Below are 11,336 nucleotides of genomic sequence, written 5' to 3'. Positions count from 1 at the left end.
TCGTCGACGACGGCGGGTTCTGCGAGTGTGGAGGTGTCGCCGAGGGCGCCGTAGTCGTTTTCGGCGATCTTGCGCAGGATGCGGCGCATGATCTTGCCCGAGCGGGTCTTGGGCAGGCCGGGGGCCCATTGGATCAGGTCGGGGGACGCGATCGGGCCGATTTCCGTGCGGACCCAGGTGCGTAGCTCCTTCTTCAGATCCTCCGAAGGCTCCACGCCGTTCATCAAGGTGACGTAGCAGTAAATGCCCTGGCCCTTGATCTCGTGCGGGTAGCCGACCACTGCGGCCTCGGCGACCTTCTCATGCGCCACGAGGGCCGATTCGACCTCTGCGGTGCCCATGCGGTGGCCCGAGACGTTGATGACGTCATCGACGCGCCCGGTGATCCAGTAGTCGCCGTCCGCGTCGCGGCGGCAGCCGTCGCCCGAGAAGTAATAGCCTTTGTAATCAGCAAAGTAGGTCTTCTCGAACCGCTCGTGATCGCCCCAGACGGTGCGCATCTGGCCGGGCCAGCTGTCCTTGATCGCCAGTACGCCCTCGGTCGGCAAGGCGTCGATTTCCTGGCCCGACTGCGGGTCCAGAACCACCGGCTGCACGCCAAAGAACGGCTTCATCGCGGCACCCGGTTTGGTTGCATGGGCGCCCGGCAGCGGGGTCAGCAGGTGGCCGCCGGTCTCGGTCTGCCACCAAGTGTCGACGATCGGGCATTTACCTTTGCCGACGATGTCGTTGTACCAGTTCCAGGCCTCGGGGTTGATCGGTTCGCCCACAGTGCCGAGGATGCGCAGGGAGCTGAGGTCGCATTTCTCGACGAACTCCGGACCCTGGCCCATCAGCGCGCGGATCGCCGTCGGCGCGGTGTAGAACTGGTTCACCTTGTGCTTTTCGCAGACCTGCCAGAAACGGCTGGCATCCGGGTAGGTCGGCACGCCCTCGAACATCAGCGTGGTCGCGCCGTTCGCCAGCGGACCGTACACGATATACGAGTGTCCGGTGACCCAACCCACGTCTGCCGTGCACCAGTAAACGTCGCCTTCATGATAATCGAAGACAACTTCCTGCGTCAGCGACGCGTAAAGGAGATATCCACCCGTCGTGTGTACAACGCCCTTCGGCTGGCCCGTCGAGCCGGAGGTGTAAAGGATGAACAGCGGGTCTTCGGCATTCATTTCAACGGGCTGGCAGTAGTCGGACGCTTCCAGAGCCATCTCGTTGTAGTCATAATCGCGGCCGTCCACCCAGGTGGTCTGGCCACCGGTGCGCTTGACCACGAGGCACTTCACGCTGTCCTTGCAGTGCAAGAGCGCCTTGTCGGCATTGGTCTTCAGCGGGGTCTTGCGGCCTCCGCGCGGGGCTTCGTCGGCGGTGATGACGACCTTGGCGTCGCAGCCGTTCACACGGGCGGCGAGGGCGTCGGGCGAGAAGCCGGCGAAGACGATGGAATGGATCGCGCCGATGCGGGCGCAGGCGAGCATGGCATAGGCGGCCTCGGGGATCATCGGGAGGTAGATGATGACCCGGTCGCCCTTCTTGACGCCCATGGTTTCCAGCACGTTTGCCATGCGGCAGACGCGGCGGTGCAGGTCGTTGTAGGAAATCGACTGCGCCTGCTCGTTGGGATCATCGGGTTCAAAGATGATGGCTGTCTGGTTGCCGCGCTTTTCCAGATGGCGGTCGATGCAGTTCGCGGCCACGTTCAGCGTGCCGTCGCGGAACCACTCGATCTTGACCTGGCCGAGGGTGAAATCGGTGTTCTTGATCTCGGTCGGCTGTTTCATCCAGTCGAGCCGCTTCGCCTGCTCGCCCCAGAAAGCCGCCGGATCAGCAACCGACGCCGCATACATCGCGTCGTATTTCGTGGCATCGATGTGGGCCTTGGCCACGATGTCGGCCGAAGGCGCATAGGTTGCGGCGGTGGTGGGCTTGGTCTGTTCGTTCATGGATCTCTCCCCCTCCATTTGTCAGTCGGGACGGTACGGTTGTCGCGGCGTCACCATCGATAGGGGCAAAATACATAAAGCGGCAAATTTTTCTATAACTATGCTTTTCATAAGGATTTTTGTGTAAAATCTGTCGAAAATCGTTTGATAACCTGTAAAGTAATTTTCGTGTTAAACGCTAACATCCTTGTTTTACCGGGGCTTGGCGTTTTCGCGCGATGCGTGTGTAGTGTGCGACTTGCCTGTTTCTGCGTCGCGGCATTGGCGGTGCAGCATAAGCCGGAGGTGTGACAAAAGGTTGCGGTATGCAATTGTGTACCGCTAACGGCAGCCACCTTGCCGATCGTGCGGTCCGAATCCATTTTGGTGCGCCAAATGCCTTGCGCCCCGGGAGCGTTGCTCTAGGCTCCGATGCAGGGCGGGCAAACCGCCGCGAGGGAGGGGCGTGCAAGCGCCCGCACATCTGGGAGGATGACCATGAACATGATGACGAAGATCTGTGTGTCGGCGCTGGCGCTGAGCATTGCAACCGAGGCCGCCGCGACCGAATGGAACGTGTCCGTCTGGGGCAAGCGCCGCGCCTTCACCGAGCACATCCACAAGCTCGCCGACCTGGTGGCCGAAAAGACCAACGGCGAGTTCACCATGAACATCTCTTATGAAGGGCTGTCCAAGAACACCGAGAACCTCGACGGCATTTCCATCGGCGCCTTCGAGATGGCGCAGATTTGCGCTGGTTATCACCCGGACAAGAACCGCGCGATCACCGTGCTGGAACTGCCGTTCCTCGGCGTGAATACGCTGGCCGAAGAGGTCGCCGTGTCGAACGCGGTCTACGCGCATCCGGCGGTGGCCGAGGAGATGGCGCAGTGGAACGCGCGGTTGCTGATGACCTCGCCGATGCCGCAGTACAATCTGGTGGGCACCGGCGAGCCGCGTGACACGCTGGACAGCTTCAAGGGCATGCGGGTGCGCGCGACGGGCGGCATTGGCAAGGCCTTCGAGGCGGTGGGCGCTGTGCCGACCTCGGTGACCTCGAACGAAGCTTATCAGGCTATGGAATCGGGGGTTGTGGACACCGTGGCCTTTGCCCAGCACGCGCACCTGAGCTTTGGCACCGTGAACGAGGCCGACTGGTGGACCGAGAACCTGAACCCCGGCACGGTGAACTGCCCGGTCGTGGTCAGCATCGACGCCTACGAGGCGCTGACCGACGAGGAGCGCGCGGCGCTGGACGGCTCGATCGACGAGGCCATCCAGTACTACATCGACTTCTACGGGCAGACGCTGGAGAAGTGGGACGGCGTGCTGGCCGAGAAGAACGTGAAGAAGGTGCAGTTCACCGACGAGCAGCTCGGCAACTTCGAAGCGGTGGGCGGCAAGCCGATCCAGGACGCCTGGGTCGAGGAAATGTCGGCGCAGGGCATCCCGGCGCAGGAACTGCTGGACTTGGTGCGCAGCACGCTGAAGGCGCAGCGCGGCAACTGACGCGGCCATGGACCCCCGGCGGATCGCGCCGGGGGTTTTCTGCAGGGATTTACCATGACTGGGGGCCCCGAGAGGGGCGGACGGAGGGGACATGGCCGGAACGGCATCTGTTCTGGAGGACGGCAGCCTTCTGTCGCGCCTCGACCGGGGTTTGCTGAAAATCGAGTGGGGTATGGCTGTGCTGTCCGGCATCGGGGCCTTTGCCCTGATGATGCTGGCGGTGGTGTCGGTGACCGGGCGCAACGGGTTCAACGCGCCGCTCAAGGGCTATGTCGACTGGATCGAGATGGCCATGCCGCTGATCGCGATCTTTGGCATCTCCTACGTGCAGCGGCAAGGCGGACATATCCGCATGGACATCGTGGTGGGCGCGCTCAAGGGGCGTCCGCTGTGGCTGGCGGAGTTCCTGACCACCCTGGCCGTGTTCGTGCTGATGGTGCTGCTGGTCTGGGGGACCTGGGCGCATTTCGACCGCTCGTTCGATTTCGCCAAGCCGAACTGGAGCCGGGACAGCTCCATCGACCTCGGGCTGCCGCTGTGGCCGGCCAAGCTGGTGGTGCCGGTGGCGTTTTCAGTGATCTGCGTGCGGCTGGCCTTGCAGCTGTGGGGCTTTGGCCGGGCCTTTGTACTGGGGCTGGAGCGCCCGGTGGCAGTGCCGCTGGTGCAGTCGGCGGCAGAGCAGGCGCAGGCCGAGGCGGAGCACATGCAGGGGCATGACGCATGACAAACATCGAAATCGGGCTTTGGGTCACCGGCGGGATGCTGGTGCTGGTGGTGCTGGGGATGCGCGTGGCCTTTGCCGCGGCGGCGGCCGGGCTGGTGGGGCTGATCTGGATCTTCTGGGCCAAGAAGGGCATGGACCCGGCGCAGTTCAGCTGGGCGCTTGGCGTGGCAGTGAAGACCGCCGGGCAGATCCCGCATGGCAAGGTGGCGTCACAGGCGCTGTCGCTGATCCCGACCTTCATCCTGATCGGCTACCTCGCCTATTACGCCGGGCTGACGCGGGCGCTGTTCGAGGCGGCCAAGCGCTGGCTGGCGTGGTTGCCGGGCGGCATGGCGGTGTCGACGGTCTTTGCCACGGCGGGTTTTGCGGCGGTGTCGGGGGCGTCCGTGGCGACCTCGGCAGTGTTTGCGCGCATCGCCATCCCCGAGATGCTGGCCATCGGCTATGACAAGCGGTTCGCAGCGGGCGTGGTGGCGGCGGCGGGGACGCTGGCCTCGCTGATCCCGCCCTCGGCCATTCTGGTGATCTATGCCATCATCGTCGAGCAGGACGTGGGCAAGCTGCTGCTGGCGGGTTTTGTGCCGGGCGTTTTCTCGGCCGTGGTCTATGGCGCGCTGATCGTGGGCATGGCCATGGTGATCCCGGGCTTCGGTCCGCCGGTGCGCGGGTTCTCTTGGAAGCAGCGGTTTGCGTCCCTGCCGCCCGCGCTGCCCATCGTGGCGGTAATCGTCATCATCATCTTCTTTGTTTACAACCCCTTCGGCGGCGACGCATGGGGCACGCCCACCGAGGGCGGGGCCATCGGTGCCTTCATCGTGTTCCTGATGGCGCTGGTCCACGGGATGCGGGTGCGCGAATTGCTGGATGCGCTGGTGGAGACGGCGAAGCTGTCGATCATGATCTTCACAATCATCTGGGGCGTGCTGATCTACGTGCGCTTCCTGGGCTTCGCGGACCTGCCGGGAGCCTTTGCCGACTGGATCACCTCGCTGCATTATTCGCCCATGACGATCCTGATCTTCATCCTGCTGGCCTATGCGGTGCTGGGGATGTTCATGGATGCCATCGGGATGCTGCTGCTGACGCTGCCGGTGGTCTACCCGGCGGTCATGGCGCTGAACGGCGGCGAGAGCGTGGCGGCGGCGGACAGTGCCTTTGGCATGAGCGGGACGATGTGCGCGATCTGGTTCGGCATCCTGGTGGTGAAGATGGCCGAGTTCTGCCTGATCACGCCGCCCATCGGGCTGAATTGCTTTGTCGTGGCGGGGGTGCGGCCCGAGCTGTCGGTGCAGGATGTGTTCCGGGGGGTGACGCCGTTCTTCATCGCCGATGCGGTGACGATCGCGGGGCTCGTGGCCTTTCCGTCGATCGTGCTTTGGTTGCCTTCGCTGGCATAGACGTGGGGGGGCTCTGCCCCCGCCGCTCCTGCGGAGCGACTCCCCCGAGGGTATTTGGATCAAGATGAAGGGCAGGGGCGTTGTGCTCCTGCCCTTTGGGTTTTCAATGCTGACGGAGGGCCGCGTGGGCGGTCGCGAGCTTGTCGCGCACGGGCTGGGTCAGGATGAAGGGGTAGAGGTCGTTCAGGTCCAGCGCGCGGTTCACGTGGTTGATGGCCAGCGCGAGGTTGATGGCGTGGGTGAGCAGGTGTTCGGTGTCGGTCTCGGCATAGGCGTCGTAGCCCGGGGGCGGGCCTTCGGGCAGGGCAAGGCCGGCGGCGGCGGCGCTGTCGAGCAGGTCCGTGAGGTGGAGCAGGTGGGCGATGGTCTCGGCCCAGTCCTCGTGCGGATGGGCGGTGGCGTATTGCGTGATGTGGGTGTCGCCCTTGTCCTTCGGGTTGGCGTAATGCGCTTTGAGCGCCTCGCCGTAGTCGGCGCGCTCGTCGCCGAAGGTGGCGCGGAACGTTTCTAGGAAATCCGGGTTTTCTGCCAGGCGTTCGAACAGGAAATGCGCGATCTCGTGCCGCATGTGCCCGATCATGGTGCGGTAGAGCTCTCCCATCTGTTGCTGGCGGTGGACGAGTTCGGTGTCGGAGGCCTCGGTCACGTTGATGGTGATGGTGCCGGAGGCGTGGCCCATGGTGACTTGTTCGGTGCCCTCGGCGGTTTGTTCCGAGAGCAGTTGGAATACCGGGCGGGCGCCCTGGTCGGAGGCCGTGAACCAGCCCCAGCGCATGAGGTTGGCGAGGACCCAGCGCTTGGCTTCCTCGGTGCGCTGCCAGAGGGCTGCGTTGTCGGGTTCGCGCAGGTCGGGCAGCGTGGTGGTCATGGCGCAGGAGCGGCACAGGTCGTCCTGTTCGGCGCGCCAGTTGCAGGCGATTTCCGAGCGGTTTGCGCAAGGCGCGGCGTCCGAGACCATGGCTTGTGCGTCGGGGTCGAAGAAGACCTCCTGCCCGCAGGTGCAGGCGGTGTTGTGGAACCAGAGGGTCGCCCCGCAGGTGGGGCAGTGGAAGACTTGCATCGGGGTTCTCCGTGAGGGGCCGGAGGGTGAACGCGCCGGATGGGGAAGCGTTCCCTGTTCAGATGGGGTTGCGAATCCTTTTATTTCCGTTATTCCGGAAATATGGAAAATGATGTTTTGGCTCAGTTGCAGGCCCTGGCGCATCCGCGCCGTCTGGCTGCCTTTCGCCTGCTGATGCGGCGTTACCCGGAGGCTGTTGCGGCCGGGGAGCTGGCCGAGGTCTTGGGGCTGCCGGCTTCGTCCCTGTCGGCGGTGCTGGCGCAATTGCGGCAGGCGGGGCTGGTGACACAGGACCGTCACGGGACGTCGCTACGCTATGCGGCGGATGTGGCCGGGGCGGCGCGGCTGACAGGGTACCTTGTGGATGACTGTTGCCGGGGACGCGGGCTGCCCTGTGCCAACCCTTATGAAACGGATCGGTTAATGACCCGGAAATGGAACGTGCTGTTCATCTGCTCGGGCAACTCCGCCCGGTCGATCTTTGCCGAGGCAATCCTGAGCGACTGGGCGCCGGAGCGGTTCGAGGTGTTTTCGGCGGGAACGCGCGCCGTGTCGCAGTTGAACCCCTACGCCGTCGCGCTGTTGCAGGCCAAGGGGCATGACACCAGCGAGCTGCGGTCGAAGACCGTATCGGAATTCCAGTTGCCGGATGCGCCGAGGATGGATTTCGTGTTCACGGTCTGTGACGCGGCGGCGAACGAGGAATGCCCGCCCTGGCCCGGACAGCCGATCAGCGGCCATTGGGGCCAGCCCGATCCGGTGAAGGTCGAGGGCAGCGAGGCCGAGAAGCAGCTGGCGTTCCAGCAGGCCTATGGCGGGTTGAAGAACCGCATCAAGGCCTTTGCGGCCTTGCCCTTTGACACGCTGGACCGGGCGTCTCTTCAGGCCCGCGTGGATGACATCGCATTGAACACGGAAGAAAACGCATGACCACATATGCTTTGAACGGCCTGGGCCGAATGGGAAAACTGGCGCTGAAGCCGCTGCTTGAGAAGGGCGCAAAGATCGCCTGGATCAACGACGCGGTGGGCTCGCCCGAGATGCACGCGCATCTTCTGGAGTTCGACACGGTGCATGGGCGCTGGGATGCCGCGTTCAGCCATGACGCCGACAGCATCACCATCGACGGCACGCGGCTGCCGGTGTTCTGCACGCGGTCGCTGGACGATCTGCCGATGGACGGCGTCGACGTGGTGATCGACTGCACCGGGTACTTCAAGACCGAAGGCAAGATCGCGCCCTATTTCGAGAAGGGCGTGAAGAAAGTCGTCGTTTCGGCCCCGGTGAAGGATGGCGATGCGGCGAATATCGTCATGGGGGTGAACGACGCCACATACGATCCGGCGCGGCACCGGATCGTGACGGCGGCCTCCTGCACGACGAACTGCCTCGCCCCGGTGGTGAAGGTGATCCACGAGGGCCTGGGGATCCGGCACGGCTCGATGACCACGATCCATGACGTGACCAACACGCAGACCATCGTGGATCGTCCGGCAAAGGACCTGCGCCGCGCACGATCTGCCCTGAACTCGCTGATCCCGACCTCGACCGGGTCGGCCACGGCGATCACGCTGATTTATCCCGAATTGACAGGGCGTCTGAACGGCCACGCTGTGCGGGTGCCGCTGCTGAATGCCTCGCTGACGGATTGCGTGTTCGAGGTTGAACGGGAGACCACGGTGGAGGAGGTCAACGCGCTGTTCCAGGGGGCGGCTGAGGGGCCTCTGAAGGGTATACTCGGCTACGAGACGCGGCCTTTGGTCTCGACCGATTACGTGAACGACCCGCGCTCGTCGATCGTGGATGCGCCGTCGACCATGGTCATCAACGGCACCCAAGTGAAGATCTACGCCTGGTATGACAACGAGTGGGGCTATGCCCAGCGGCTGGCGGATGTGGCGCTGATGGTGGGCGCGTCCCTCTGAGGGCGCGCGGGCGACTCCTTCAGATTGAGTATTTCTCGCCAAGAAGAAGCCAGCGTTTCCTGCTTCTTCTTGGCGAGAAATACTCCGGGGGAGTCACCGCAGGTGACGGGGGCAGCGCCCCCATGCGACAGGAAGTTCACATGACCGACACGTCTCGCCCGCTGGCGGCCTATATTGCGGTGACGGCAGCCTACTGGGCCTTCATGCTGAGCGATGGCGCGCTCAGGATGCTGGTGCTGCTGCATTTTCACACGCTGGGGTTCAGTGCGGTGCAACTGGCGTATCTCTTCCTGCTGTACGAGGTTGCGGGCGTGGTCACGAACCTGTCGGCGGGCTGGCTGGCGGCGCGGTTCGGGCTGACCTCGACGCTTTATGCCGGGCTGGGATTGCAGGTAGTGGCGCTGGTCGCGCTGGCGCAGCTGGACCCGGGCTGGGGGCTGGGGGCCTCGGTGGTTTATGTCATGGCGGTGCAGGGGCTGTCGGGCGTGGCCAAGGACCTTGCCAAGATGTCGGCGAAATCGGCGGTGAAGCTGCTGGCCCCCAAGGGGCAGGGTGGGCTGTTCCGCTGGGTGGCGGTGCTGACCGGATCGAAGAACGCAGTCAAGGGCGCGGGCTTTCTGCTGGGGGCGGCCTTGCTTGCCGTGGCTGGGTTCGAAGCGTCGGTCTGGGGCATGGCCGCGGTGCTGGCGGTGATCTTGATCGCGGTTGCGCTGCGGATGCCGGGGGGGCTGCCCGCGGGCAAGAAGGGCGTGAAGTTCGCCTCGGTCTTTTCGACGGATCACAACGTGAACTGGCTGTCCGCAGCCCGGGTGTTTTTGTTCGGGGCGCGGGATGTCTGGTTCGTGGTGGGCATTCCGGTGTATTTTTATGCTGTTCTTTCAGACGGTTCCGAGGCGGGCAACCGCGCGGCTTTCTTTACCATCGGCAGCTTCATGGCGGTCTGGACGATCCTTTATGGCGCGGTGCAGGCTTGGGCACCCAAGGCGTTGAAGGCGGCCACCCGCCCCGAGGCGGAGATCGTTGCGGCGGCGCGCAGCTGGGCACTGTGGCTGGTGCCCGTGCCGGTTATCCTCGCGGCCCTGGTCCTGGCGTCAGGCGCCCCGGCGCCCTGGCTGACGGCGACGATCATTGGCGGGCTGCTGGTGTTCGGGGCGATCTTTGCCGTGAATTCGTCGCTGCACAGCTACCTGATCCTCGCCTTTTCGAAGGGCGATCGGGTCACGATGGACGTGGGGTTCTATTACATGGCGAATGCGGCGGGGCGCCTGTTGGGAACGTTGTTGTCCGGCCTGAGCTACCAGCTGGGCGGTCTGGCGCTGTGCCTGGCGACGGCAGCGGCCATGGTGGCGGTCAGCGCGTTCGCAGCGTCAAGGCTGCGGGCCTAGTCGCGCAGCAGGGCTTCGAGACCGGCCTCGAGACCGGCGAAGGCGTCGGCCAGACGGGCCTCGATCTCGCGCTGGTAGGCGAGCGCAAGGGGCAGGATCTCGGCCATGAGGGTGCGGCCCTTGTCGGTGAGGCCAAGGCGGACGAGGCGGCGATCGCCTGCGTCGACGGCCTTTACGATCAGCCCGGCTGATTCGAGGCGCGAAGCGGCGCGGCTGACCTTGCTTTTCTCCATGGCGACGCGGGCTTCGATGTCGCGGACCGACACGGTGGCGGCACCGTCGAGCGGTTGCGCCAGATGCACCAGCACGCGCCATTCGGAAATCGAGATACCGAAGCGCGCGCGGTACTGGCGCGAGAGTTCCTCGGAGGTCTTTTCTGCCGCCACCGCAAGGCGGTAGGGGGTGAAGCGCGCGAGGTCGAAGTCTGGCAGGGGTGTCTGGCTCATGCGTCTTTCATGGGGCTTTTCGCGGGAACGGTCAAACGCGCTGTGACGGGGGCGATCTGAAGGATAGCCCATCAAGGGTTAGCGACTTCCTTTTGCACCGCACGCGGTCAGAGGGCAGAGATTCCACCATCCAGACTGATGGCCTGGCCGGTCATGAAACTGTTTTCCCGCGAGGTGATCCAGAGCGCGGCGTCGGCCATTTCGTTGGCGGTGCCAAAGCGGCCCATGGCGTTCAAGGGTGTGTGAAACCTCGATTTTTCCGGGCCCATGGCGTCGAGCATGGGAGTGTCGGTGAAGCTGGGACAGAGCGCGTTGACGCGGATCTGCTGTTTGCGGAGTTCATGCGCGAGGGAGCGGGTGAGGCCGAGGACTCCGTGTTTGGTGGCGGCATAGGCGGCGAGGCCGGGCGCGCCGGCGACACCGGCGAGAGAGGACAGGTTGAGGATGCGCCCTGCCTCGCGCATCTGTGGAACTTCGGCCTGCAGGCAATTGAAAAGGCCCGTCAAATTGATGGACAGGAGGCTGTTCCAGTCGGCGGCGGACAGGTCCATGAACTTGCCGAAGGGGCCGGAGATACCGGCGTTGTTCACCGCCACGTCGAGCGGGCCAAAGCGATCGACACCTGCCTTGACCATGGCGCGGACGGAGCCTGCGTCGGTGACGTCGCACAGCGTGGTTAACGTCCTCGAACAGGTTGGAATAGCGTCAGGATTCAGATCGGAGAGCACGAGGTTCGCGCCCATCTCGCGGTAACGGTCGGCCATGGCGCGACCCAGTCCGCCTGCGGCGCCGGTGATCAGGACGGTCTGGCCGGAATAGTCGATCTGCATGGGGGCCCCTCGTGTCTGCCTTGGCCCAGAAAAGCATTAATGCGGGCCGGGGTTAAGGGGGCGTTCGGTCGGGTTAACACGGCGCACGCTGGCCAGATCTGGGGTGGCTCGGCGAGGCGCATACAAGGCCGCAGGGAGATA

10 protein-coding genes are annotated in these 11,336 nt (G+C 64.4%); 6 read left to right on the top strand and 4 right to left on the bottom strand.

All coding sequences use genetic code 11. The features are described from left to right. Positions 1-1,940, bottom strand: a 1,940-nt coding sequence (acs, locus tag ACP16H_RS22780; protein WP_425074527.1) for an acetate--CoA ligase, incomplete at its 3' end; no start/stop codon positions are given. Between the two features lie 477 nt (positions 1,941-2,417). Between acs and dctP the strand changes: the two genes are divergently transcribed. From dctP to ACP16H_RS22765, 3 genes are all read left to right on the top strand, one after another. Then, entirely contained in the window at positions 2,418-3,428 is a 1,011-nt protein-coding gene (dctP, locus tag ACP16H_RS22775) for a TRAP transporter substrate-binding protein DctP (protein WP_425074526.1), read from the top strand. Between the two features lie 91 nt (positions 3,429-3,519). Beyond that, the gene (locus ACP16H_RS22770; protein WP_425074525.1) at positions 3,520-4,152 is read left to right on the top strand and encodes a TRAP transporter small permease subunit; all 633 of its coding nucleotides are present in this window, start codon (positions 3,520-3,522) and stop codon (positions 4,150-4,152) included. Continuing rightward, on the top strand, positions 4,149-5,549 hold the full coding sequence (locus ACP16H_RS22765) for a TRAP transporter large permease (protein ID WP_425074524.1): 1,401 nt from the start codon (positions 4,149-4,151) through the stop codon (positions 5,547-5,549). Before ACP16H_RS22770 ends, ACP16H_RS22765 begins: the two co-directional genes overlap by 4 nt. A gap of 103 nt (positions 5,550-5,652) precedes the next feature. Here the strand turns inward: ACP16H_RS22765 and ACP16H_RS22760 are convergent, their stop codons facing one another. After that, the gene (locus ACP16H_RS22760; protein ID WP_425074523.1) at positions 5,653-6,609 is read right to left on the bottom strand and encodes a zinc-binding metallopeptidase family protein; all 957 of its coding nucleotides are present in this window, start codon (positions 6,607-6,609) and stop codon (positions 5,653-5,655) included. Between the two features lie 102 nt (positions 6,610-6,711). On the opposite strand from ACP16H_RS22760, the gene ACP16H_RS22755 reads away from it, so the two are divergent. From ACP16H_RS22755 to arsJ, 3 genes are all read left to right on the top strand, one after another. Further along, positions 6,712-7,539: a helix-turn-helix domain-containing protein gene (locus tag ACP16H_RS22755; RefSeq protein WP_425074522.1), complete on the top strand. Its 828-nt coding sequence runs from the start codon at positions 6,712-6,714 to the stop codon at positions 7,537-7,539. After that, positions 7,536-8,534 (top strand): ArsJ-associated glyceraldehyde-3-phosphate dehydrogenase, encoded by a 999-nt coding sequence (locus tag ACP16H_RS22750; protein WP_425074521.1) that lies wholly within the window; start codon positions 7,536-7,538, stop codon positions 8,532-8,534. Before ACP16H_RS22755 ends, ACP16H_RS22750 begins: the two co-directional genes overlap by 4 nt. A gap of 140 nt (positions 8,535-8,674) precedes the next feature. Then, the gene (gene arsJ, locus ACP16H_RS22745; protein ID WP_425074520.1) at positions 8,675-9,919 is read left to right on the top strand and encodes an organoarsenical effux MFS transporter ArsJ; all 1,245 of its coding nucleotides are present in this window, start codon (positions 8,675-8,677) and stop codon (positions 9,917-9,919) included. Here the strand turns inward: arsJ and ACP16H_RS22740 are convergent. Then, on the bottom strand, positions 9,916-10,365 hold the full coding sequence (locus tag ACP16H_RS22740; RefSeq protein WP_425074519.1) for a MarR family winged helix-turn-helix transcriptional regulator: 450 nt from the start codon (positions 10,363-10,365) through the stop codon (positions 9,916-9,918). The two genes, arsJ and ACP16H_RS22740, sit on opposite strands and share 4 nt — an antisense overlap. Positions 10,366-10,472: 107 nt before the next feature. Beyond that, complete coding sequence (locus ACP16H_RS22735) at positions 10,473-11,195, bottom strand: SDR family NAD(P)-dependent oxidoreductase (protein WP_425074518.1); 723 nt, start codon at positions 11,193-11,195, stop codon at positions 10,473-10,475. Between the last annotated feature and the right edge of the window lie 141 nt (positions 11,196-11,336).

The sequence above is a fragment of the Sagittula sp. S175 genome, assembly GCF_049800975.1.
Taxonomy (GTDB): Bacteria; Pseudomonadota; Alphaproteobacteria; order Rhodobacterales; family Rhodobacteraceae; genus Sagittula.
Note: the sequence above shows the minus strand (reverse complement) of the source record. Positions and strands in the feature narration are given on the sequence as shown.